The sequence below is a fragment of the Trichocoleus sp. FACHB-591 genome (genome assembly GCF_014695845.1).
Taxonomy (GTDB): domain Bacteria; phylum Cyanobacteriota; class Cyanobacteriia; order FACHB-46; family FACHB-46; genus Trichocoleus.
Genome location: NZ_JACJPA010000021.1, coordinates 1 through 23,704 on the forward strand (window position 1 = coordinate 1; position 23,704 = coordinate 23,704).

The following is a 23,704-nucleotide window of genomic DNA, read 5'->3' on the forward strand; positions in this document are numbered from 1 at the left end:
TTGCCTACGAAAGTGGTAGAACTATCTATCAAATCAAGCACGGGATGCTCTCTGAGTATCTCAAGGAGCAACTCAAGCATCCGTCCGTTCAAATGACTTTTGCGTAAGTTCTGCTTGAATAAACTCATTCAAATTTGCTATCAAAAAATTGACATTTACCTAAACCCCGGTTAGTCTATCGGGATATAGTATTTTTGAAGGCTATGTCTATCTCCGTGCTACCTCGAACTCAAGCCTCATCAACGAATTCCCGGCATTTTGCGCCGCGATCGCTGTTGCCTTTGGAAACGGAGAGCTGCTGGAAGATTGAGACGGGTGTAGTTAGAGCCTTGAGCTGGTTAGAGGATGGCACTGTCGTCACACTGGGCTTGTGGGGAGCAGGAGAAATTGTGGGCAAAACGTTAGCCCAAATCGATCCCTATCAATTGGAGTGTTTGACAAAAGTAGAGGCAACTCGGCTGCAAACCGACAATTGGCTGCAAACTCAATCCGCTTTGCTGGCTCATATTCAACAAGCTGGAGAGTTGACGCTAATTCGCAGCCATCGTCGCGTTGATATGATGCTGCTGAAGCTATTGAATTGGTTAGGCAAAAAGTTTGGTCGTCAAGTTGAGCAAGGACAACTGATCGATCTCCGCCTCACCCACCAAGATATTGCTGACATGCTCGGCTCCACTCGCGTCACTATTACCCGCACTCTCAATCAGCTAGAGCAACAGGGCTTGATTCGTCGCCTATCCCTTCAGCGCATTGTGCTGCAAGAAGAAGAAGTTTGGCACTATGAGATCTAGGGGAGATCTAGGGCAACCATGAGAGGGCTATAACGAGTAGAGTTTGATGTGGGTCAGAAGTTAATCTTTAGGCGGATGCGAATCGTGTCAACTAGTAGCGAAACTATGTAGTAGTTGCCCCCTCCTAACCGCGATCGCGCCAGTTGTTCATGTCAACTAGATTTTTTGTATCCGTTGAAGAAAAAACACGGCTATTCCATGCGGAGCTGGTTAAAGCAGGGGTAGAGTATCAACAAGCCAGTCGGGTAGCCAAGGTTCTAGCCCAGAATCAGTTCGAAGAATCCTTGCCCCCTGAAGAAGCTCAACTGACTGAAGAAGCTTGCCGCATTTGGTTGCAGCATCGCCAGCGCCTAAACTTTATCGAACAAACTCTCGCTTCTTTTTCTGCCAAGCCAACTACTGAGATTTCTGCTACCAAGTTAACTGAGTCGAACTGCAAAAATTGTGCAGGTTCTAACCAATCGTTGGGTTGACGTTGCTAAAAGTTTAGCGGGTTTGGTAGAGGCGGGTCTTGTACCTAACTTTCCATGACTGGGACACTTACAAGCGGCATCGCTAGCACCCTTAAGGGTTGGATGGTTATGGATGCGATCGCGAGCTAGCATGAATGAGTAGCACAACGATACAAGTTTTAACCAATGTCATCCATAACGCAGCAAACCGATTAGATTAGACAATAATTTAGAGCTGCAAGCATTCAGGGCATCTGGCAGGAGTTAATCACGATGGCAAGCAAGCAAATTTTGATGTTGGTGGGCGACTACGTCGAAGATTATGAAGTGATGGTGCCTTTCCAAGCGTTACAAATGGTTGGGCATACGGTACACGCAATTTGTCCACACAAAGAAGCAGGCGACAAAATTCGAACCGCGATTCATGACTTTGAAGGTGACCAAACCTACAGCGAGAAACCTGGGCACAACTTTGAACTCAATGCCACCTTCGACTACATTGACGAAGCCAATTATGATGCCTTAGTCATCCCTGGTGGGCGAGCACCAGAGTATATTCGCCTCAACTCGCGGGTGATTGAGATTGTGCGCCATTTTGCGGGTCACAACAAACCGATCGCGGTTATTTGTCATGGCCCCCAAGTCTTGGTAGCGGCTGGTGTGTTGGCGGGTAAGCGTTGTGCGGCTTATCCTACCTGCGCCCCCGACGTGAATCGCGCTGGAGGAGAATATGTAGAAATTGCTGTGCATGACGCGATCGCTGATGGCAATTTGATCTCAGCTCCTGCTTGGCCTGCTCATCCGCGCTGGTTGGCTGAGTTTCTCAAAGCCCTCGGCACCAAGATTGAGCACGAGCAGGAAGAGATGGCAGCTGTTTAATGTGAACTCCAGAATGAATATTTTTACTTACGCTCTCCATTTAGTCGGATCTGCAGCCACAGCGTATGTCTACGCTAGTCAAATTCGCGATCCCCTGACACGGCCTAATATTGTTGCGGGATTTCAATTGGCTGAGTCGGGCTCTGTGCCGTTTCTAGAAGCATTACGCGATCGCGCCGCTGCTGAAGGAGATACCTGGCTAGCAGAGAAACTAGGCCGTCATGCCGCAGATGAACGGCGACATGGGCAAATTTTTGCTCAAGCCTTGAAGCAACTCAACAAGCAAGTGATTGACTTCAAACAACTAGCAAAGCAATCGGAAGATCGCAAACCTGAAGAGCGCCGTAGTCCTTTCTTTGCTGCCTATTTTGAAGGCTATGCCCAGGCTGACCTCAAGCCAGAAAACATAGATTGGGCTGTATTTATGGCCAGTACTTATATTCTGGAACTCGATGCCAGCAAAGACTTTGCCCGGATGGCTCAAGTTCTCCCCGACGATGATCTACGGAGTGCCAGCCTGAAGAAAGGGATGTTCAGTATCGCCAAGGATGAAACTGGACATGCGGCTTATTTGTATGAAGCGCTAGAGCGTCGCTTACCTGCCACTCAAGTGGCTGAACTTGTGGATGAATGGCGATCGCGCAAAGTCAATGCTTTATTGGCAATGGTTGGGAGCCTAGTACAGAAGAGTGGTCAGATGCCTTCCTTAGTGCAAGATGGCGCTCCCACAGAAGCCTCTTCTGAAGAACCCGCAATCCAGGTGGCAGCGTAACCGATCCTCCTGGTTAATTCAGGAAAATGCCTTGCACAATATGACCCTGAAAGCTATAGGGACAATCCCTTTTGGTTGCCCATAAATATCATCCTGTTACTCTCCCTCGGCAAGTGCCGAAACCAATGCGGGCATATCCAGATTTCTCACAGTAACCCCGTAGAATCACTTCATCTCCATCCACCAGGAACGATCGCTTTTCTCCGGTGGGTAATTCGATGGGTTGGGAGCCACGTCGAGTAATTTCTAGCAAGCATCCTTGAGAACCTGGTTCTGCCCCAGATATAGTGCCACTGGCAAGCAAATTAGCAGGACGGAGATTACAGCCATTGCTAGCATGATGAGTAAGCATCTGAGCCAAGGTCCAATACATTTCCTGAAACGAACCCTGACTAAGTTGCACAGGCTCAATGCCTGCTTCTCGCATTTGGGTAGAACATAAAGATACTTCGACAGTGATGGCAATGCCTCCCTGTTGGCGATCGCGCTCAGAAGCTAAGTAGGGCAAAGGTTCCGGATCTCCTTCAGCCCGCTGAAACGCAGAACACCGAAAAGGAGCTAAGGCTTCCGTAGTCACGACCCACGGAGAAATGGTAGTGGCGAAGTTTTTTGCCAAAAATGGTCCCAGTGGTTGGTATTCCCAAGCTTGAATATCTCTAGCAGACCAATCATTAACTAAGCACAGTCCAAAGAGATAATCCTCAGCCTGATCGATGGCGATCGCCTCTCCCAACTCATTACCAACTCCTACGAAAGCTCCGACTTCCAGCTCGTAGTCCAACATTTGACTGGGGCCAAAGCTCGGCGCTGTGGCTTCTGGTGGTTTGCGTTGACCGTTGGGGCGCTTGATGGTTGTACCGCTGACCACAATGGAAGACGCGCGTCCGTGATAAGCGATCGGTACATATTTGTAATTAGGCAGCAAAGGATTGTCGGGGCGGAACAGCTTGCCGACGTTGGTCGCATGAAAAATAGACGCATAAAAGTCTGTGTAGTCAGCGATCGCGGCAGGTAATAGCATCTCTGCTTCCGACATGGGTACGAGAATGTCGGGGTCGATTGAGGAAGACTGCTGAGGCGATCGCAATAGTTCACTCAAGCGATGCCGTAACGTCGATGTCGCTTGATTGCCCAGAGCCATTAGAGCATTGAGATTAGAGTCTACACAAGCTGCTTGCAGATCTCCAGGCAGCCCTTCTAGAAGCCCACGTTCATGACACTGGAGGAGATCTAAAATTTGATCGCCGATCGCTACACCCAGCCGAGGATATTCGGTGCTGTTGTGTCTGCGAAACACCCCCAACGGTAGGTTTTGAACGGGAAAGTCTGTATTGGGTTGGTTAGCGGACTCCACCCAACTCCGCAAATTTGGATCATGCGTGGCATTGATGGCAAAAGACATAGCACTTTAAACCTTCCTTGTAGAGGTATAGCATTTGAACAGTGATTAAAAGGGAAAACAATTGAGTGTTATTCCGAATGCTATGCCCTTGAAGACAGATCGGGACTATTGAGTTAGCTCAACTTTGCACTAGACAAAGCATTCAGATCAGAGTTTACAGTCGGTGGTTTACACTGCTGGCTGGATGCTTTGTCCCTACGAGTTTTTAGAAAGTACGAATTATGCGTGGTGCATCAGTTCTTTGGTGGGCCAGGCGGTGAGTTGTGCACCTTGCTGGTATTCCTCCAATGAGAAGGCATCTACTTGAATAGCTTCATTACGCGCAGATTCGGCTTCGCGGATTAGGGTGGCTTCTGTTGCTGTAATCACTCCAGCTTCTAAAGCGGCATCAATTAGCTTTTCTGGCTTAGCAGGTGGGAGTTTGCCATCGCGGATAGCCGCTTTGATGGTTTTGAGGATAACTTCGGCTTGGATAGATAGCTGGAAGGCTTGCTCCAATCGTCCTAAGGCCTCATCAGGATGAGAAGGAACATAGATATTAGTGGTGAGGCGATCGCGTACTCCTTCGGGCATCTCCACCGCTTGAGCCAGTGTGCCGCCGAGTTCATCTGTTGGCAGGGTGCCGATAGGATTGAGCCGAGACCACCAAAGGATCGGCCCTCGGAACACTGGGCCAAGGATAGGGATTGATAGATTGGCAAATAACCCTTCAAATGCCAGTTGAATTTGAGCAAAAGCATACTGCATTGACCAATGCACCAGAGGGAGATCTTCTGGGTTGCGTCCCTCTGCCTCAAAGCGGCGTAAAGTAGCCATACCTAGATACATCCAGGAGAGCACATCAGCAAAACGTCCCGTCAGCTTCTCCCGTCGCTTCAAGGAACCGCCAAAAGCAATCAGAGCGATGTCTGTGAGGGTGGCAAAGGTAGCAGATGCCCAAGCCAGTTTGCGGTAATACTGTGCCGTGGGGCCAGATACGGGAGATTGAGCTAAGGCTCCACGGGAAAGACTCAACAACATTGACCGGATGGTGTTGCGAACCATCAAGCCGATGTGATGCCAAAGGGCATGATCAAAGGCGATCGCATCTCCCTCATTCAAAGCCGTAACTTCTTGATAAATATAAGGATGGCAACGAATTGCTCCCTGTCCAAAGATCATCAATGTGCGAGTGAGGATATTTGCGCCTTCTACTGTAATCGGGATGGGCATAGCGGTGTAGACGTTGGCTAAAAGGTTTCGCGGGCCTTTGCAAATCCCTGAACCACCGAGGATATCCATGCCATCGTTGACCAGCTTACGGGATAGCTCTGTGAACTGGTACTTAGCGATCGCAGAAACAACCGCTGGTTTTTCTCCATTATCTACTGCCGCGCAGGTGTAGATGCGGGCTGCTTCCATGAGGTAGGTCAGCCCAGCAATCCGGGCTAGGGGTTCCTCCACGCCTTCAAACCGCCCAATCGATAGCCCAAACTGTCTTCGTACTACTGCGTGGGCACTAGTAACTCGCGTGACCAATTTGGCAATTCCGGTACAAGAGGCAGGGAAACTAATGCCTCGGCCTGCCGCCAAGCTTTGCATCAACATCTTCCAGCCTTGGCCTGCCTGTTCACTGCCACCGATAATTTGGTCAATGGAAACGACCACATTCTGCCCTTCTACCGGAGAGTTGTAAAACGGTACTCCCATAGGATCGTGGCGTTTACCTAGTACTAGACCAGGGGTATCCGCTGGAATCAAGGCGCAGGTAATGCCAACATTCTCACCCTTACCTAGGAGATTTTCGGGGTCACGGAGCCTGAAAGCCAAGCCGATCAGGGTAGCGATCGCCCCTAATGTGATATATCGCTTGCGAAAGTTCAACAGCAGATACAGTTTTTCGTCTCCACCCCGGAACACAATGCCTTCTGAGGTGATACTGGCAGCATCAGAACCAGCAGTAGGTTCAGTGAGGGCAAAACAAGGCATCTCTTCACCCTTAGCTAATCGAGGGAGATAATAATCTTTTTGCTCTGGGGTGCCGTAATTCAGTAGCAGTTTCGCGGGGCCAAGAGAATTGGTGACTCCAACGGTGGCTGTATGGATAAACGATCGCGAGGCCAACTTCACCATCACCGCACTGTAGGCCAAATTGGAGAAACCCAATCCGCCGTATTCTTGCGGAATCATCATGCCGAAGAAGCGCTCTTGTTTGAGATAATGCCACACTTCTGGCGGCAAGTCTTTACGGCGATTGATCTCCCAATCCGTCGCCATCCGGCAAACTTGCTCTACAGGTCCATCTAGAAATGCTTGACTTTCGGTGGACAGTTCTGGATAGGGCTCACTGCTCATCCGGTTCAGGTCAGGTGCGCCAGAGAAAAATTCTCCATCGACCCAAACTGTTCCTGCCTCGATCGCGGCTTTCTCGGTTTCAGAAATACTGGGCAATAGCTTCAGCACTTGAATTGCATTCATCAAGGGAACTGTAAGGAGCGATCGCCGCAACAGAGGGAGATTCAGCACCAAAGCTACAATTCCGAATCCTATCCACAGCCAAGTAGGGGCTTGAAAAACTGCCAGAATACCCGCTGTATAAAGTGACCAAGCCCAGAGCGGCACTCCTAAATAACCGAGAAGTAGGAGGAGAAAGAGGGAAAGAGAGAAGGCGATCGCCAAGGAAATAGGAAGCATGACCTTCACCAAATCGATTTAGATAAAGATGCGATTCGATTACCTCTAATAACCCCTCCCCAGTCCCTCCCTGGTACGGAGAGGGGTGTATCAATTAATGCGGTTCCCTCTCCCCGTGGGGGAGGGTTAGGGAGGGGTCTGTTTAATTGCTAAAGCATCAAGTTTTCAATCACGCCAGCAGCACCCATGCCGCCACCAACACACATCGTCACCAAGCCGTAGCGCACACCGCGTCGTTTCATCTCATGCAGAATCGTGGCGGTGAGTTTAGCTCCAGTCATGCCGAGAGGATGTCCTAGAGCGATCGCGCCACCATTGACATTGATGATCTCCTCGTCGAGACCCAGTTTACGGATCACAGCTAGAGATTGAGCGGCAAAGGCTTCATTGAGTTCAATTAAGCCAATGTCATCTAGGGTTAAACCGACTTGCTTGAGTACCCTGGGAATTGCTTCTACAGGCCCAATCCCCATCACTTCCGGAGGTACGCCAGCCACACTGAAACCTAACAATCGTCCCATTGGTTTCACGCCTAGCTCATCCATCTTGCGTTGGCTCATGATGATTGTGGCAGCAGCCCCATCGGACATTTGCGAGGAATTGCCAGCCGTGACACTGCCTCCCATCCGGAATACAGAGGGCAGTTTTGCTAGAGCTTCCATGCTGGTGTCCGCCCGTGGCCCTTCATCTACTTGGAAGACCATATCTACCGTTTTGGCTTCGCCATCTACATATAGCGTTTCGTGAATGGGGAGCGGAATCGTTTCTTCCTCAAATTTCCCTGCTTGAATGGCGGCCAAAGCTCGCTGGTGCGATCGCAGAGCAAAGGCATCTTGATCTTCACGCGAAACGTGATACTGCTGCACCACATTTTCAGCCGTTAACCCCATTGTGCAGTAGACTTGCGGCGTTGAAGTCATCAGGTCTGGGTTGGGAACCATTGCATGACCGCCCATCGGGATCAGGCTCATGGTTTCAGCACCACCCGCGACCATCACATCGGCTTGTCCTGTCATCACGGCTTGGGTCGCCATTGCGATCGTCTGTAATCCCGAAGCACAGAAGCGGTTCACGGTGCAGCCTGCGACGGTGTCGGGTAATCCCGCCCGTTGAGCAATCACCCGTCCCAAGTTAAATCCTTGTTCGGCTTCGGGGAAGGAGCAGCCGATGATGATATCGTCAATCTGCTCTGCTTCTAGTCCTTCTACTCTAGCGATCGCTCCCTTCACTGCGATCGCCCCCATATCGTCAGGACGCATGTTGCGGAGGGTACCGCGAGGGGCTTTGCCAACTGCCGTCCGAACGCTGCTTACAATATATGCATCTTGCATGGTCGTTTCTCCTTAGTTCCGCAGTGGCTTCTTCGTCTTCAACATGTGGGCGATCCGCTCTTGGGTTTTGGGTTGGCTGAGGAGCGGTAAGAAGTTCTCCCGTTCTAGGCGCAACAGGTAATCTTCATGCACGAGAGTGGGAGCGGAGAGTTCGCCACCTGTCATCACGTAAGCCAACTTCCCTGCTAGGTAGCGATCGTATTCGCTGGCAAAACCGCCTTGTTGGAAAACATAAGCGATATGTTCTAGCATGGCTCTGGCGGGACGGCCCAGGACCATAATGGCGGTTTGTTCTGGTGGGGGTGCATACCCAGCGCGATCGAGATGGATGACCTCAGCTTTAGCCACTTCTAGGCGATTCTCTCCAGTGATCAAAATGCGGGCATCACAAGGGAGGTATCCCATCTGTTGGGCTTCGTAGGCACTGGTAGAAACCTTAGCCATCGCGATCGTTTCAAAAGCGGCCTTGAGGAACGGTTGAATGTCGCTGGGAGAGTCGCTAGCAGCTCGTTCTGCCACTCGTGCCACAGTCCGCATGATGCCCCCTGCCCCAGGAATTAGACCCACGCCTACCTCTACCAAGCCAATATAGGTTTCGGCGGCAGCAACGACGTGAGGACAAGCCATCACTAGCTCACAACCACCTCCCAAGGCTCGCCCTTGCAGGGCAATGACTACTGGTTTGGGGGCATAGCGGATACGCTGGAGAACTGACTGGAACTCCACAATCAGGTCATCCAGTGCTTGCAAGTTGCCCGATTGGGCGGTCATTCCCATTTCAGCGAGGTTTGCACCGCCAGAGAAATGAGCGCTACCGTTGCCAATCACCATGCCTTTTAGGTCGCCCCGCTCTTCTAGGAGATCTAGAACCTCAGCTAATCCTTCTACTACTTTGAAGCTGAGGGTATTGCCTTTAGAGCGAAATTCGTACAGCGCCACACCATCGCCCAAATCCAGCAAAGCGGCTTCAGCATTCTGCCATAACGTCTTTTGGGGATCTGTTTTGATCTCTCCCAAATTGATTTTGTCCACCGTAGGGGCGAAGGATTCGGTCAATAATCCTTGCGATTGACTGCTATGCCTACTTCCGAATCCTTCGCCCTCCCTATACATGGTTTCCACCCAGTCGGGCACTGAGATATTGGCTGCTTTCATATCTGCCAGTACGGTTTCAAAGCCTAGCATCTCCCAAATCTCAAAGGGGCCAACATCCCAGCCAAACCCCCAGCACATAGCTCGGTCGATATCAGCAGGGCTATCAGCAATTTCAGGGATACGACGGGCGCTATATCCGAGTAAGTCCAGTGTGGTGGTGCGGAAGAACTGCCCTGCACGACCAGGATCTTTGTACAGAGCTTGCAGGCGATCGCTCAAAGCTGATACCTTACCCAACTTCTCCACCTCGCCCAAATTCATGGGTTTAGCGGGCTCGTAGTTCATCATTTCTGGATTAACCGAGAGAATTTCACCCTTCTGTTTTTTGTAAAATCCCTGTCCTGCTTTGGCTCCGATCGCCCCTGCCATGACGAGTTTGTGCAGCACTTCTGGCACCCGGAACATCTCGCGGCTTTCATCGTGGGAAATTGCGGGATAAAGGTTTTTTGTCACATACATCAGGGTATCTAACCCCACCAAATCAGCGGTGCGGAAGGTAGCTGATTTAGGGCGTCCTACCAGAGTTCCGGTGAGAGTATCGATCTCCTCAATGATGTATCCTTGTTCCGTCCAAGCTCGTAAGCCTTGCATCGTGGCATACATGCCAATGCGGTTGGCGATGAAGTTGGGTGTGTCTTTGGCAATCACCACACCTTTGCCTAACCGTGTTTCTCCGAACCAGCGCATGCGTGCGACTACTTGCGGATCTGTTTCCGGAGTCGGGATGATTTCTAGCAATTTTAGATAGCGGGGTGGATTGAAGAAATGCGTCCCTAGAAAGCGTTGGCGAAAGGATGCTGATCGACCTTCCGCGATCGCATGAATCGGCAATCCACTGGTATTAGTAGAAATTACAGCATCTGACCGCATGACCGCTTCCAGCCGTTGCATCAGTTGTTGCTTGATGTCTAGATTCTCAACAACAGCCTCAATGACCCAATCTACATTGGCTAGACGATCAAAATGTTCTTCAAAGTTACCCAGGATGACGCGATGAGCCACTTTATCCGTAAAGAAGATCGGTGGAGATAGCTTGCGGGCTTTCTTAAACGCGCCTTCTACCAAATCATTTTTATTCCCTGTCTTGGCAGGTAGATCCAATAGATGCACAGTTAAACCGATGTTGGCGAGGTGAGCAGCAATCTGGCTTCCCATTACACCTGCACCCAGGACGGCGGCGGTTCGAAATGGCTTAAACATTGAGGAACTCTCCCTTGCATTGAGGGTTATGAGCTAATAGATTGGCAATTTTGTGAGTGAATGAGGCGCAATCAAACTCGTCCAAAGGATGAACGTGATTAAACGATTAATCCGAGGTAGGGATTGGGCAAAGGCAGGACAGGCAGCAGGCGAAACAGACGGATACACGCTCGACAGGTCACTCTCAGGAGCTTGAGGAGATGTAGAAGCTGCTTTCTGCTTATCCTGATCTTTCCCACAGCTTGGCTCTGATTCCCCGTACAAAGCATCAATTTCTTTACTAAAGGTTTTATTAATCTGGGTACGGTTCAGTTGCCCGGTTGGATTTAATAAGCCGTTTTCTGCGGTAAACGGATTGTTGATTAGTTGAAAGCGCTTGACGATCGCCCAGTATGGTAAATGACAGTTGGCGGTATCGACCAAAGCTTGGTAAAGCGCTATGACGTGAGGATGTGTGAGGAGAGCATCGGGTGGGAGATCAATCCCCACTCCCAAGGCATAGCTATGGAGAGCCTGTAAGTCTGGAACAATTAAGGCAGCACAGAATTTTTGGGCGGAACCCACGGCGATCGCTTGAGCCACCAACGGGAACTGTTGTAAGCGCTGCTCAATCGGTTGTGGTGCAATATATTTACCCGTTGCGAGTTTAAACAGAGACTTCTTCAGACCTGTAATTTTTAGGAAGCCATCTGCTGTAAACGCGCCCAAATCACCTGTATGCAACCAGCCTTGCTGATCAACGAGTTTCTGTGTTGCCTCTGGATTCTTGTAATACCCGGAAGTAATACAAGGTCCACGCACCAAAACTTCGTCATCCTCCGCGATCGCCACCTCTATCCCTGCGATCGGTAGTCCCACCGTTCCCGCTCGGTTAAAGGAGCCACGATTACAGCACACCACCGCACTGGCTTGGGTGAGACCATACCCATGTAGAATTGGGATGCCAGCGGCGGCAAAGACATTAGCTAATTCTGCCTTCAGCGCTGCTCCGCCACAGATCACATATTTAAGGCGACCCCCCAAGAGCGATCGCCATTTTGACAGCACCAGCCAATCGGCTACCCTGAGCACTAGAGCATATAGAAGGTTAGGTTGGCGGCCAATTTCATAACGTTTGGCTAAACCTAGCGCCCAGAGAAAGATCAGACGAGTGAATAGAGAACTAGCTTTACTCCCCCTCTCGACAATCTTGCTATATGTCTTTTCTAACACAATAGGCACGGTCACTAAGATAGTGGGTTGAACCTCCTGGAGATGTTTGGTGAGACGGCTAGCACTGGAGAAGTAGATGCTGTGCCCGTAGAGGATATGTCCGTAGAGCATCGTCCGCGCTAACACATGGTTTAACGGCAGAAAAGAAAGCACTGTTTCCTCATCACCTTTGCCCAGGGTGGCAATGCCTGAGAAAGCGGCAAAAGCGTTCATAGAGAGGTTTTCATGGGTTAGCATGACCCCTTGCAGTTGCCCCGCTTCATCCGGGATATAGATGATTGTGGCCAAATCCTCAGGTTTTGAATTCGCCTGTAGAGCTGGCGTTGCCTCACTTGTCTCTAGGATGGGTTGGGTACTTTGCAACTCACCCAGAGACATCAATGAAACGGGAAACGATTGGAGCCAGTGCGATCGCTGCTCTGCCCAATCCTCAGGCACATCCGCCACGATAATATGCCGTAAGTGAGGAGTATCTCCTAAATGTGGCGTGACTTGGACCAACAGCTCTAGGTCGGCAATGACTAAAGCCTTAGCTTCACTGCGTTGGAGAACAAAAATAATTTGCTCTAGGGTATGAGTGAGATCGATGGGTACATCAACCAACCCTGCCCATAGGCAACCCATATCAGCCAAGCCAAATTTGACATCGCTATACATCAATAAAGCGACGCGATCGCCGCTCTCTAACCCTAACCTTAGCAAACCCAACGCACAGGCTTCAGCAGCTGCCCGAAAGCCGTGATTGGAAAGGGATTGCCAATTTGTGCCAGTCCATTGATTCAAAGCTTGAGCATTTGGGGCTTGGGCACAAGCCTCATCAAGTAATGAGGGGATTGTGCGCCCCAGAACGACCCTGCCAGAGCTAGGAGGAGCCTGGTAAGTCTTATCCATGTGGAAGATCTCCTCGAAGAGTAAAAACCCTTCTCCTCACGAATAATATGTTTCAGCTCTCCAAAGCAATAGTTCTAAAGAGAAATTTGGGAACGCAAAGGATGCAACGAGAACAGTGCGCTACAAGTTTCTTAAACTATCCTAAAAGTTAAACAATTGATCGAGGTTTAATCGTCAAGGATTCAACAACGCTTCAGAGATGCTAGATGCAGACCCATTAGAAAATAAAGAACACGACTTCTAAGGCCGGAGTCTTAGTCAATTCCCAGTGTCTCCTTATAACTTGGTAGTAATTAGCAGTAGTTTCTATACAGCTTCAGTCTGGGCAGTACCATACCTAACAAACTGACAGCAATAGATTTTCAGATAATATTTAGTGTAGCTATAAGAAAATCAATTCGCTGATTTTTATACATTTCTTGAACAAAACTAAAAGCAAATCAACCTTTTGCAAAGTTAAAGATAAGGGCTATATACAGCCTTTCTTCTTGATCCCCAATAGCTTATCCTCCAAAAGAGAGACACAAAACGGCAAGTAAGTGCTTTTTTCTGTTCCGATTGAGCTGGTAACCAGACAAACAAATTATGTATATCACTAGGTCTACCTCTTAGAACTCTAAGATTTAGCGATCGCATTTTCTTTGTAATTAAACTTTAATCCTAAGCTTAAAAACAGTTTACATATAAGGTACAAGACCAGTAAGCCAGAGTAATTATCTTCCTTCATAGATTTTCAGGTGATAGTTTCTCAGCGCAACATCACCTGAAAAATCATGAAGTTTGAGGATTTTCTGAAGGGTTTAATAGACGAATCTACCAAGCGAACCTACTAGAGTTTAGGCGAGTTCAAAAGCCCCACTCCAGCCAACGGTAAATTAGTAGTGCACCACACACAGCCCTAAAGCCTCACAGGATGGACTTCCTGCCAGATGTCGTTCTAGCCAGTTCTCTAAGTCGGTGAATACCTTTTGGTAATCAACATCCACATAAAGATCGTGATAACACCCTGGATACTCATGATGTTCTTTATCAGAAAACATAACTTGCTGAAAGAAAACTCGGCTGCTTTCGGGGTGGATCACTTGATCGGCACTGCCATGCAGCAGTAATAGAGGAATTTGCAAATCCGAGGCATGTTTGTAGATCCAATCTACGGTCGCAAAAAACTCTGTGGCTAATCGGGCACTACCATACTCATGTCGCAGTGGATCTTGGGTATAGATAGAGAGAAGCGTTGGGTCGCGGGAGCCTAGGTCTGAGGGAATCCCTAGCCGTAAACTAAAGCGGGGAAACACTCCTGATAGGAGCCGCCCCACGATCAGCTTGCAGCGAGATACAGAGACTCTTCCTAGAGCTGGAGCAGATACAATCAACCCCTGCAAGAAGTTTGGCGATCGCAAGGCATAATCTAGCGCGATCGTGCCACCTAAACTATGGCCCCAAAGAAAATAAGGACAAGGGCAACTGGCGCGTAGAGTCTGAATATGTTGCAGAAATGCCTGAAGGTCTTCCCGGAACTCCGCCCAAGCCCCAATGTGTCCTCGCTGCCCAGGGGAACGTCCATGACCCCGCAGATCAAAAGCATAAACCTCATATTCCTGTCTAACCAAATACTGCACAACCTGGCCGAACAGACTGCTATGTGCTCCTAAGCCATGTACCATGACAACTACAGCCTGAACCTGCCCTTCTGGATGCCAGCTTTGGTAATAGAGGTCAAGCCCACCAAATCCCTTGAACTTCCCTTCAATATGTCTCATCACAATGCTCCACGAACGTTTTGATATCGTTGTGGTTTTAGGATGCATGGTTAAGTTACTGGAAGCTTATAGCTAGGCAGCTAAAAGATACCTATCCTTGGCAAAGTTCTGCCAGAACAGCATTCCGCTGACTTAAAGCTAGCCTCTCGCACCTACCTTCACTGTGCCATTAGCAGCGGTTGTGCAAGAAGCCAATTTCAGCGACAAATAATTTTGCTTCTATCTATAAGTGGCAACTCAGTAGCGGCAACCTAGACCACGACTACCGTTGAGGAGCCTGAAGAGTACTAAACTTTGACGATTAGAAGTCGTTGTGCATCTACTTAGTAGTATATCTAACCGAAATTGTGGTGACACCAGTATCCTTTGGTAGAAATAGCAGATATCGTTCAACCTAACTTCGCCACTACCCAGCGTTAAGCCCAAGCTATAACGCCCTGGACACTGGGTAATAGGGCGACCAAGTTGATGCAGGATGGTTTTTCTGGACAGCCCCCCAGCCCCAAACTCGGGGAAATTAGAGCGAGCCTGTTATCTAGAAAGAAAAATCAAAATCTGCGAGAGTAAATGCGTGAGTTGAAAGCCCTTCTGGAGGGGGTCTGGGGGACGCAGCCGTCCCTCAGCGGGGGTTTGGGGGCGAGTGCCCCCAAGGCTCGGTTCCCAAATACCAAAACACCCAAAAATCAAGCTTGCAAAATCGTCTTAGAAACAATTCGAGTCTTCTTCCGATCCGCCTCCGACAACTCCTCACCCGACTGCAATCGTGTCGCACTCGTCTGCAAAATCGTCGCCGCCCCCTGATCGCCCATTTGTAGCGCCGTTTTCGCCGCTGTTTGCAACATCGTTGCTGCCCCCACGCGATCGCCCTGCTGCAACTTCGCCTCCGCAATCTGAGTTTGCCGATACTTCGCTAACGCCAAAATGTGATGCTGCACCTCCGCATCCACCGCAGGCTGAAACACACTCAACGCCGCCGCTTCGACTGGAACCATTTCCGAAACCAGTCCCTCTTGCCCTTGCATTGGGTCGTCATAGCGCACCTGCACCCGCGCGATCGCATGTTGCCCCTCAGGCAACGCTCCCACATACAAATTCGCCAAAATCACCCGTGGCACATCGGTCATCAAGTCCCCCAGCCGCACCGTACACCAAGTACCCTCCTGCTGCACAGGTAACTCCACCGTATCAGGAGCCACCTGCGCGATCGGCTTTAGATCGGCCAACCGTACCTGCGGCTCTAGGAACAATTGCAGATAAGCATTGGTTAGGCCTACCGCTTGTGCCCGACTAAACAAGCGACCAAAGACCTCCACTGCCTCGCCCGGATGCTGGATGTACGACAAACTGCCCCCGGCGGCATCAGCAATTTTTTCTAAAATGTCCTGGTTCCAGTGATCGCCAAAGCCCAAGCTATTCAAAGTCAGATTGTAACTAGTAGCTAATTCGGCCAACTTGAGACAGCGCTGATTGTCCCCATGCTCATTTTCGCCGTCAGTCAGGACAAAAGCTTGAGAAACCGTGTCTTTTTTGCCCTTGGCTAACTCCTCAATACCCAAGCGCATCCCTTCATCGATCGCTGTACCACCGCCAGCTTTGAGTTGAGCAATTTTGCCCTTAATGCCTACCGGATCATCGATCACCTGATTGGCAACTAGCACTTTGGCCTTGTGGTCAAACACAACCACCGAAATGCGATCGCCCGGAGACAATTGATCAATCAGTTGTTGCGCTGCTTGCTTCACCGTTTCTAGAGGCCGCCCATTCATTGAACCGCTGTGATCCAAGATCAAGCACAAATTTAGGGGTACTGTGCGATCGCTAGCCTCTGGAATGGCCGACACCGAAATTGCCAATTGCCGCTGGCTACTCGGTTGCGTCGCATCTAGATGGCGATCGTTGAGGACAGGTTGCAAGCTGACTTTCATAACCGAGGCTCCTGGGCAGGCAAATAGAGGAGGGTAGTAGTAACCTCACCATCCACACCCAACGCTACGGAATCAGGAGGCGATTCATTCCATGAATCAAGCTGAAACCGCGCCATTTCGGCTCGGAAAACAGCAGTCCGGCGTTCAGAGTCAAGGGCACGCTACTATTGTTAAAAATAGCGCCATTAATACAGGCAAAGACACGCACAGGCTATGAACTTACCGATCCAAGCCGTTCAATCTCCCTACTATGGAGATGCGTTCTCTCGGACCCCCCCACCCGATTTACCCTCCTTGCTGCTCAAGGAGCGGATCGTTTATCTAGGGATGCCGCTAGTTCCCGCCGTAACTGAGTTGATTATTGCGGAATTGTTGTACCTACAGTACGAAGACCCAGAAAAACCCATCAAAATCTATATCAACTCCACTGGGACTTCTAGCTACAATGGCGAGCCCGTCGGCTTTGAGACAGAAGCTTTCGCCATCTGCGACACCATGAAGTACATCAAGCCCCCCATTCACACTATCTGTTTGGGCTCAGCAATGGGGATGGCGGCCATGCTTTTGTCAGCTGGGACCAAAGGCTGCCGAGCTAGTTTACCCAATGCCACAATCGTGCTGCATCAACCCAAGAGCTATGCTCGCGGCCAAGCGACCGATATTCAAATTCGGGCGAAAGAGGTGCTGGCTAACAAAAGAACGATGGTCGATATTTTGGCAGAAAATACTGGCCAATCTCCCGAAAAAATTATCAAGGACATGGATCGGATCTTCTATATCACTCCTCAGGAAGCTGTCCCCTACGGCTTGATTGATCGAGTTTTAGAAAAAGAAGACCTCGCTCATCCTCCTCTGCCCGCAGGCGTTATCTAGACTGTGAGGAGTTAGGAGAGAGGAATGAGGTGTTAAGAACTTATTGACCCCCTCGCTTACTCATCCGCTCACTTGCTCACCCTTCACTTGCCCACCTCTCACCTCATTGACTGACGGAGCATATTATGCCTATTGGCGTTCCTAAGGTTCCCTACCGGATGCCGGGGGAACAATTTACCCAGTGGATCGACATCTACAACCGCCTCTATCGCGAACGGATTATTTTCCTAGGGCGAGATGTGGATGATGAGATTGCCAACCAGATCATTGCGGTGATGCTGTACCTGGATTCAGAAGATCCTGGCAAAGATATTTACCTTTACATCAACTCCCCTGGCGGGATGGTTACGTCTGGCATGGCGATTTACGACACCATGCAGCACATTAAATCCGATGTAGTGACCATCTGTGTAGGTCTAGCGGCCTCTATGGGTTCCTTCCTGCTAGCCGCCGGAACGAAAGGGAAGCGTTTAGCCCTGCCCCACTCGCGGATCATGATTCACCAGCCTTCTGGTGGTACCCGTGGTCAAGCGACCGACATCGAGATTGAAGCGCGAGAAATTTTGCGAATCCGTCGTCAGCTTAACCAAATCTACGCTGACAAGACGGGCCAAACCTTGCAGAAGATCGAGAAAGACATGGATCGGGACTTCTTCATGTCAGCCCACGAAGCCAAAGAATACGGCTTGGTTGATCGCGTCCTAGACGATCGCACCCCTTAACCACCCAGTAGGAATCAAGCACCTGTGAAGCCTGCACGGATTTCTTGATTCTTGCTGAGATGTCAATCTATCTTTAGTAATGGCAGAATCTGATAATTCTGCCATTTTTTCATTTCGATGAACGTTGCAGATTGCTACCGTCTTCTAGGACTGCGCTCCGGTGCTTCCTTTGCCGAAATCAAAGCTTCTTACCGCCGTCTAGCGCGGCAGTATCATCCTGATGTCAATCCAGGGGATCAGCGTGCTAAGGAAAAGTTTATTGAGCTGACGGCAGCTTACAAACTCCTCTTGACTACAGTGAAGTCCTCAGAGGGACAAGCCGGTCAGGGCCAAGGGACTGCTAGCAATACCGCCGCAACTTCTCCTACCACTAAGTCTCCGCCTCCCACGCCAAAAGTGACGGTGAAACGAGCCACATCGGAAACCCAGGTTAAGGTAACCAAGAAGCAACCTGGAGTTGAGTTTAATCCGCAGCTTTCGGAAACAGAACAAAAACTTAAGCAGAGAGTTTACGAACAGCTCCAGCAATTGCTGAGGGATCAGCGCTTTCCCAAGGCTGTCACAATTGTAGAAGGGTTAGCCCAACGCATCCCCCAAGACCCAGAAGTGCGGCAGTGGCAGGCGATCGTCTATCAACGCTTGGGTCGGCACTTGGTCAGCCAAAAGCAGCTAGATAAAGCCAGAATTTACCTAAAAAAAGCTCTCCGCACAGATCCTCACAACCGATCGCTCTGGGCCGAAGTAGAACGCGATTTTCGCCGCATAGAACAGATGCTCTAAAGCTGTTGAGCGGTTAAACCTTAACCTATTTAGGTGATGTGAAATTATTCAAGCTTCACTAAGCTATAGTGCAATCTCCAGTGCCTAGACGTAGGCCAGAGGTGGGGTGCTGATGATTGCGGAACGAAGTCGAAAAGAGCTTAGGCGGGGTATACGATCGCTCGCCGTTTCAGGGGTTTTAGCGATCGCAGGTATAGGAGGTTGGCTGGTTTATAGCCAATTTTGGAGCCAAGCAGTCAAGCCTGTCGTAGCACCTTTAGTGACGGTAGAGCGAGACACGATCGAAACCACGATTAACGAAAGTGGCACTGTAGAACTGCGATCGCAACAAACCTTAAAATCACCTACAGAAGGTGCGGTCGAGCAAGTGCTGGTGAGACCAGGAGACACCGTAAAAGCGGGTCAAACGCTGGTAGTGTTGCGGTATCCAGATCGTCAAACTGCTTTAGCCAACCAACAAGTCAAGATTCAGAAGCAAGCCCTGACCCTGGAACGCGATCGCCAAAAAATTCTAGAACTGCAAGAACAACTCGCGGACGAAGAACGCGAACAGCAAAAGCTCGAAAACCTATCAAAACAAGGAGCACTCGCTCAGCAAAGAGTGCAAGAGCAAGTAACTCAGGTACGAGAACTGCGAACCACGCTACGCAATACAGAATCGGGTATCCGCACAGGAGCCTTGGAACTGGAAAGTCTACAGCTAGAGAAACAGCGGATTCAGCAGCAGTTGCGGGATACGGTGGTGACTGCACCAATTGATGGCCTGATTCTGGATGTAAAAGTCAAGAATGGAGACGGCGTTGAACTGCGTACCGACTTGCTAACACTGGGCGATCCGAGCCAGGAACTAGTAACGCTACAACTTTCCACGCTAAATGCTGTACGAGTAAAGGTGAATCAACCCGCCCGAATTACCGTGATTGGGCCAGATAAACAGGTATTTACCGGACGGGTGCAAAGTTTGTATCCCCAAGCGATCGCTCCTGACACGCAAGAACAAAACAGCCGTCGTGGTTCTAGCCAGTCGAATCAAGCCACGGTTCCCGCGACGGTTCGCCTAGATCGGCCCACCCGCAGTTTAATTCCAGGCAGTCAGGTGAATGTGGAACTGGTGATTGAAGAGCGTCCCAATGTGGTGGCGCTCAACACCGAAGCAATTCAGCGCACTGGAGCGACCCCGTTTGTTTGGATTCGAGACGCTGAGGGCAAAGCTGAAAAGCGATCGGTTGATTTGGGTTTGGAGGGTCTAGTCACGGTCGAGGTGAAATCAGGATTGCAACCGGGCGAGAAAGTCATTTTGCCACCCCCAGAACCACCGCTAGAACCAGGAATGCAGGTCACACCGCAAACCGAGGCTAAACCCAGTGTTACTCCCGCTTCGCCCTAGTCATGATGGAGCGCGATCGCAAATTTGACCATGAAATGCAGGTGGTGTCATGAGTCTTGCTTTAGCTGATTTGTTGAAATTAACCTGCCGTTCTTTAGCCGGAAATCCACTACGCTCTGCTCTGACCCTGCTAGGAGTATTTATGGGTGTTGGCGCGGTTTATGCCACATTGCAAGTCGGCAGCATTAGCCGAGCGATCATTGCAGCAGAATTGGCAAAGCGAGATGCCCCTCAAATCACGCTATATCCTAGCTGGAACAGTAGAGGTGATGCACCTGCCCAGTTAAAAGCTGAAGACATGGAGTTTTTGCGATCGCGCTTGACCCACTTACAGGCAATTAGCGCAGCGGATTGGTCAGGCCCAGCTCAAGTGCTGTTTCAAGACCGAGAAGCAAATCCTTTTATGACTGCGGTATCTCAAGAATTTCTGCTGACCTCTGGACGCAATTTGGTGGCAGGTCGCTTTTTTACGGCAGCAGATTTTGCCAATTATCGTCCAGTTGTGGTGATCGATCAGTTTCTGTCCGAAAAGCTATTTGCAGCCCAAGACGCGATCGGTCAACGGATTTATGTGGATAGTCGTCCTTACATTGTGGTGGGGGTAGTGCCAACCCGAACAGAGAGCGAGGAACCACCAGAAGGGGAAATTTGGATTTCAATCGCGCTGCACAGTGCGCTGACAGGCAGCCAGGACGTCGGTGGTTTACGGCTTCGCCCTGACGAAATTCAAAACTTAGAGAATCTAGGTAAGCAAGCCGAGCAACTACTGATGCAGAAATTCCCCGGTAAGAAGTTCTGGACTTGGAACAATGTCGAGGATATTGTGGAGCAGCAGCAAACCTTGGAACTCGCTTCGCAGGCACTGGCTGTGGTAGGACTGATCTCGTTACTGGTTGGTGGTGTAGGCATCGCCAACATTATGATCGCCTCGGTGACAGAGCGAACGGCTGAGATTGGCTTACGTCGGGCGATTGGAGCGACTCAGCAGGACATCATGCTGCAATTTGTCTTGGAAGCGGCAGTGCTCAGCGTGGTAGGTGGTGTTGTGGCTTTAGGGATGGTGCATGGCCTGACGGCAACGGTGGCAAAAACTTTTAAGTTGCCCTACCAGTTTGAATCTGGCACCGCAGCTTTGGCGCTAGGCTCAGCGGTTTTAGTGGGAATTGGGGCTGGTTTGCCTCCTGCTTTACGCGCCAGTCAACTCGATCCAGTAAAAGCTCTACGCTCAGAGTAATTCAGCAAATTCCATAAACGAGTTGGATGTCACGATCGCAACTTACTGTAAATGTAATGAGATCTGACAGATAAGTGGCTATGGCTGAAGCAACGGTGACTGTAACTGTAAAACTATTCGCGGCTTACCAGGAAGCCTACGGATTACCAGAACTGGCTTTAGAGCTGCCAATCGGGGCAACGGTGGCTGAGGTGCGCGATCGCCTGATCCAAGAGCATCCAGAACTAGAGCGCTGGCGCAACTTAACTCGCTTCGGTGTGAATTTGCAATTTGTCGAACCCAATACCTTGTTACAAGCGGGCGATGAAGTGGTGTTAATTCCGCCTGTCAGCGGTGGGTGATGAATTGCGTTGCGGTTTTTAACAGCTATATGAGCGATCGCTCACAAAAATTTCTCTACATTACTCAGTCAATTGTGAGTAAAGTCTAGGCCAAATCCTGATGGAATTGGCTAAAAGCTTTACTCTATAGGAACTTAGCCCAATCCCGACAAAATAAGTCGGGTATATTTGACGCTGTTTTGGAAGGCGTGTTACTATCTGAACCACTGCCGACGCGACAGAACTTCAAAGACCGTAATTCTTGATTACAAGAGAGCTGTGACCATGACCCAGGCAACTCACACACCCACCCTATCCACTGCTGCCACCTTCAGGGCATTGAAGTGTAAAGAATGTGGCGAAGAGTACGAACTTAAAGCCACCCACGTTTGTGAGTTTTGTTTTGGGCCGTTGGAAGTTGCCTACGACTACAGCGCTATCCAACGGCAAGTCTCTCGCGCCAGTATTCAAGCTGGCCCTAACTCGATTTGGCGTTATCGTCCCTTCTTGCCCGTGGCCACCGACAACCCCATCGATGTCGGCACTGGCATGACTCCTCTTGTCCAAGCCAATCGCTTGGCGCGTCGCCTCGGTCTGAAGAAGCTCTATATCAAGAATGATGCTGTCAACATGCCCACCTTGAGTTTCAAGGATCGGGTCGTTTCTGTCGCTCTGACTCGTGCTCGTGAGCTGGGTTTCACCACTGTCTCTTGTGCTAGCACAGGCAACTTGGCAAACTCCACGGCTGCGATCGCGGCTCATGCAGGTCTGGATTGCTGCGTCTTCATCCCCTCTGACCTAGAAGCAGGCAAAGTCCTAGGCACATTGATCTACGGCCCGACGGTGATGGCAGTGCAAGGTAACTACGACCAAGTGAACCGCCTCTGCTCGGAAGTTGCTAACACTCACGGTTGGGGCTTCGTCAACATCAACCTGCGCCCTTACTACTCCGAAGGTTCCAAAACCCTCGGTTACGAAGTTGCTGAGCAACTCGGTTGGGAGCTCCCCGATCATGTGGTCGCTCCTTTGGCTTCTGGCTCTCTCTTTACCAAGATCTACAAAGGCTTCCAAGAATTCGTCAAAGTTGGTTTAGTAGATGAGAAGCCAGTGCGCTTTAGTGGCGCTCAGGCTGAAGGTTGCTCTCCCATCGCTCAAGCTTTCCGCGAAGGCCGTGACTTTATCTCTCCTGTCAAGCCCAACACGATCGCTAAGTCGATCGCGATCGGTAACCCTGCTGATGGTGTCTATGCGGTAGACGTGGCGAAGAAAACCAACGGCAATATCGAATCTGTTAACGATACCGAAATCATTGAAGGGATCAAACTGCTGGCTGAAACTGAAGGCATCTTCACCGAAACCGCAGGCGGCACCACAATCGCAGTGCTGAAGAAGCTAGTAGAAGCAGGTAAGATCAACCCTGATGAAACGACTGTGGTTTACATCACGGGTAATGGCCTCAAGACCCAGGAAGCGCTACAAGGCTGCATTAACGAACCTCTGACTATCGAACCCAAACTCGACAGTTTCGAGCGAGCTTTAGAGCGCTCCCGCACCCTCGATCGCCTAGAGTGGCAACAAGTATTAGTCTAGAAAGATAGAAGGACGCTAGCGTCCTTCTATCTTTCCCTATCTCATCCTTTTTCATCCTTTCAATTTGTCTTATGTCCGTTAAAGTTCTGATTCCGACTCCTCTGCAAAAGCTGACCAACAACCAAGCCACGGTTGAGTGTGCGGGTAGTAACATTAGTGAACTCTTGGAGTCTTTAGAGCAAAGCTGCCCTGGCATCAAAGCTCGTCTTTGTGATGACCAAGGTGAGTTGCGCCGCTTTGTCAACTTCTACGTCAATAACGAAGACATCCGGTTCTTGGATGGGCAAAAGACTCCGCTGAGCGATGGTGACGAAGTGAGCATCATTCCAGCGATCGCGGGTGGTTGAGTTTGAGC

General features: G+C 50.0%; 19 protein-coding genes. 12 read left to right on the top strand and 7 right to left on the bottom strand.

Going from position 1 to position 23,704, the window contains the following annotated elements; translation table 11 throughout:
• Positions 1-203 precede the first annotated feature (203 nt).
• From H6F90_RS02980 to H6F90_RS02995, 4 genes are all read left to right on the top strand, one after another.
• Positions 204-791 carry a Crp/Fnr family transcriptional regulator gene (locus tag H6F90_RS02980; RefSeq protein ID WP_190550104.1) on the top strand — a complete coding sequence of 196 codons (588 nt, stop codon included), beginning with the start codon at positions 204-206 and terminating at the stop codon, positions 789-791.
• A gap of 149 nt (positions 792-940) precedes the next feature.
• A complete protein-coding gene (locus tag H6F90_RS02985) occupies positions 941-1,264 on the top strand; it encodes a hypothetical protein (RefSeq protein ID WP_190441624.1) in 324 nt (107 codons plus the stop codon).
• Positions 1,265-1,516: 252 nt separating this feature from the next.
• The gene (locus tag H6F90_RS02990) at positions 1,517-2,122 is read left to right on the top strand and encodes a DJ-1/PfpI family protein (RefSeq protein ID WP_190441623.1); all 606 of its coding nucleotides are present in this window, start codon (positions 1,517-1,519) and stop codon (positions 2,120-2,122) included.
• Between the two features lie 13 nt (positions 2,123-2,135).
• On the top strand, positions 2,136-2,894 hold the full coding sequence (locus H6F90_RS02995) for a ferritin-like domain-containing protein (protein ID WP_190550106.1): 759 nt from the start codon (positions 2,136-2,138) through the stop codon (positions 2,892-2,894).
• A gap of 88 nt (positions 2,895-2,982) precedes the next feature.
• On the opposite strand, the gene fahA is transcribed toward H6F90_RS02995, so the two are convergent.
• The 7 genes from fahA to H6F90_RS03030 all read right to left on the bottom strand — a co-directional run bounded on the left by fahA (position 2,983) and on the right by H6F90_RS03030 (position 16,443).
• Entirely contained in the window at positions 2,983-4,296 is a 1,314-nt protein-coding gene (gene fahA, locus H6F90_RS03000) for a fumarylacetoacetase (protein ID WP_190550108.1), read from the bottom strand.
• Between the two features lie 219 nt (positions 4,297-4,515).
• Complete coding sequence (locus H6F90_RS03005; protein WP_190550110.1) at positions 4,516-6,969, bottom strand: acyl-CoA dehydrogenase; 2,454 nt, start codon at positions 6,967-6,969, stop codon at positions 4,516-4,518.
• A gap of 149 nt (positions 6,970-7,118) precedes the next feature.
• Complete coding sequence (locus tag H6F90_RS03010) at positions 7,119-8,300, bottom strand: acetyl-CoA C-acyltransferase (protein WP_190550112.1); 1,182 nt, start codon at positions 8,298-8,300, stop codon at positions 7,119-7,121.
• 12 nt (positions 8,301-8,312) lie between these two features.
• Positions 8,313-10,655, bottom strand: coding sequence for a 3-hydroxyacyl-CoA dehydrogenase/enoyl-CoA hydratase family protein (locus tag H6F90_RS03015; protein ID WP_190550114.1), 2,343 nt, complete (start codon positions 10,653-10,655; stop codon positions 8,313-8,315).
• A 33-nt stretch (positions 10,656-10,688) separates the two neighbouring features.
• Positions 10,689-12,758, bottom strand: a complete 2,070-nt coding sequence (locus tag H6F90_RS03020; RefSeq protein WP_199295683.1) for a long-chain fatty acid--CoA ligase — start codon at positions 12,756-12,758, stop codon at positions 10,689-10,691.
• Positions 12,759-13,633: 875 nt separating this feature from the next.
• Positions 13,634-14,518 carry an alpha/beta hydrolase gene (locus H6F90_RS03025; protein WP_190550116.1) on the bottom strand — a complete coding sequence of 295 codons (885 nt, stop codon included), beginning with the start codon at positions 14,516-14,518 and terminating at the stop codon, positions 13,634-13,636.
• Between the two features lie 683 nt (positions 14,519-15,201).
• Positions 15,202-16,443 (bottom strand): VWA domain-containing protein, encoded by a 1,242-nt coding sequence (locus tag H6F90_RS03030; protein ID WP_190550118.1) that lies wholly within the window; start codon positions 16,441-16,443, stop codon positions 15,202-15,204.
• A gap of 213 nt (positions 16,444-16,656) precedes the next feature.
• Here H6F90_RS03030 and H6F90_RS03035 point away from each other — a divergent pair, with 213 nt between their 5' ends.
• From H6F90_RS03035 to H6F90_RS03070, 8 genes are all read left to right on the top strand, one after another.
• The gene (locus tag H6F90_RS03035; RefSeq protein ID WP_190441612.1) at positions 16,657-17,316 is read left to right on the top strand and encodes an ATP-dependent Clp protease proteolytic subunit; all 660 of its coding nucleotides are present in this window, start codon (positions 16,657-16,659) and stop codon (positions 17,314-17,316) included.
• A gap of 125 nt (positions 17,317-17,441) precedes the next feature.
• Positions 17,442-18,038, top strand: a complete 597-nt coding sequence (locus H6F90_RS03040) for an ATP-dependent Clp protease proteolytic subunit (RefSeq protein ID WP_190441610.1) — start codon at positions 17,442-17,444, stop codon at positions 18,036-18,038.
• A gap of 117 nt (positions 18,039-18,155) precedes the next feature.
• Positions 18,156-18,818: a J domain-containing protein gene (locus tag H6F90_RS03045; RefSeq protein WP_190550120.1), complete on the top strand. Its 663-nt coding sequence runs from the start codon at positions 18,156-18,158 to the stop codon at positions 18,816-18,818.
• A gap of 112 nt (positions 18,819-18,930) precedes the next feature.
• Positions 18,931-20,205, top strand: coding sequence for an efflux RND transporter periplasmic adaptor subunit (locus tag H6F90_RS03050; RefSeq protein WP_190550122.1), 1,275 nt, complete (start codon positions 18,931-18,933; stop codon positions 20,203-20,205).
• 49 nt (positions 20,206-20,254) lie between these two features.
• Positions 20,255-21,439: an ABC transporter permease gene (locus tag H6F90_RS03055; RefSeq protein ID WP_190550124.1), complete on the top strand. Its 1,185-nt coding sequence runs from the start codon at positions 20,255-20,257 to the stop codon at positions 21,437-21,439.
• Positions 21,440-21,519: 80 nt separating this feature from the next.
• Positions 21,520-21,780, top strand: a complete 261-nt coding sequence (locus H6F90_RS03060; protein WP_190550126.1) for a MoaD/ThiS family protein — start codon at positions 21,520-21,522, stop codon at positions 21,778-21,780.
• Positions 21,781-22,044: 264 nt separating this feature from the next.
• Positions 22,045-23,349, top strand: coding sequence for a threonine synthase (thrC, locus tag H6F90_RS03065; protein ID WP_190441600.1), 1,305 nt, complete (start codon positions 22,045-22,047; stop codon positions 23,347-23,349).
• Between the two features lie 71 nt (positions 23,350-23,420).
• Positions 23,421-23,696 carry a MoaD/ThiS family protein gene (locus H6F90_RS03070; protein WP_190550129.1) on the top strand — a complete coding sequence of 92 codons (276 nt, stop codon included), beginning with the start codon at positions 23,421-23,423 and terminating at the stop codon, positions 23,694-23,696.
• Positions 23,697-23,704 lie beyond the last annotated feature (8 nt).

Bases quoted from the DNA above. Each gene is read 5' to 3' on its own strand.
- H6F90_RS02980 (WP_190550104.1), top strand. From the start codon at position 204: ATGTCTATCTCCGTGCTACCTCGAACTCAAGCCTCATCAACGAATTCC.
- H6F90_RS02985 (WP_190441624.1), top strand. From the start codon at position 941: ATGTCAACTAGATTTTTTGTATCCGTTGAAGAAAAAACACGGCTATTC.
- H6F90_RS02990 (WP_190441623.1), top strand. From the start codon at position 1,517: ATGGCAAGCAAGCAAATTTTGATGTTGGTGGGCGACTACGTCGAAGAT.
- H6F90_RS02995 (WP_190550106.1), top strand. From the start codon at position 2,136: ATGAATATTTTTACTTACGCTCTCCATTTAGTCGGATCTGCAGCCACA.
- fahA (WP_190550108.1), bottom strand. From the start codon at position 4,296: ATGTCTTTTGCCATCAATGCCACGCATGATCCAAATTTGCGGAGTTGG.
- H6F90_RS03005 (WP_190550110.1), bottom strand. From the start codon at position 6,969: ATGCTTCCTATTTCCTTGGCGATCGCCTTCTCTCTTTCCCTCTTTCTC.
- H6F90_RS03010 (WP_190550112.1), bottom strand. From the start codon at position 8,300: ATGCAAGATGCATATATTGTAAGCAGCGTTCGGACGGCAGTTGGCAAA.
- H6F90_RS03015 (WP_190550114.1), bottom strand. From the start codon at position 10,655: ATGTTTAAGCCATTTCGAACCGCCGCCGTCCTGGGTGCAGGTGTAATG.
- H6F90_RS03020 (WP_199295683.1), bottom strand. From the start codon at position 12,758: ATGGATAAGACTTACCAGGCTCCTCCTAGCTCTGGCAGGGTCGTTCTG.
- H6F90_RS03025 (WP_190550116.1), bottom strand. From the start codon at position 14,518: ATGAGACATATTGAAGGGAAGTTCAAGGGATTTGGTGGGCTTGACCTC.
- H6F90_RS03030 (WP_190550118.1), bottom strand. From the start codon at position 16,443: ATGAAAGTCAGCTTGCAACCTGTCCTCAACGATCGCCATCTAGATGCG.
- H6F90_RS03035 (WP_190441612.1), top strand. From the start codon at position 16,657: ATGAACTTACCGATCCAAGCCGTTCAATCTCCCTACTATGGAGATGCG.
- H6F90_RS03040 (WP_190441610.1), top strand. From the start codon at position 17,442: ATGCCTATTGGCGTTCCTAAGGTTCCCTACCGGATGCCGGGGGAACAA.
- H6F90_RS03045 (WP_190550120.1), top strand. From the start codon at position 18,156: ATGAACGTTGCAGATTGCTACCGTCTTCTAGGACTGCGCTCCGGTGCT.
- H6F90_RS03050 (WP_190550122.1), top strand. From the start codon at position 18,931: ATGATTGCGGAACGAAGTCGAAAAGAGCTTAGGCGGGGTATACGATCG.
- H6F90_RS03055 (WP_190550124.1), top strand. From the start codon at position 20,255: ATGAGTCTTGCTTTAGCTGATTTGTTGAAATTAACCTGCCGTTCTTTA.
- H6F90_RS03060 (WP_190550126.1), top strand. From the start codon at position 21,520: ATGGCTGAAGCAACGGTGACTGTAACTGTAAAACTATTCGCGGCTTAC.
- thrC (WP_190441600.1), top strand. From the start codon at position 22,045: ATGACCCAGGCAACTCACACACCCACCCTATCCACTGCTGCCACCTTC.
- H6F90_RS03070 (WP_190550129.1), top strand. From the start codon at position 23,421: ATGTCCGTTAAAGTTCTGATTCCGACTCCTCTGCAAAAGCTGACCAAC.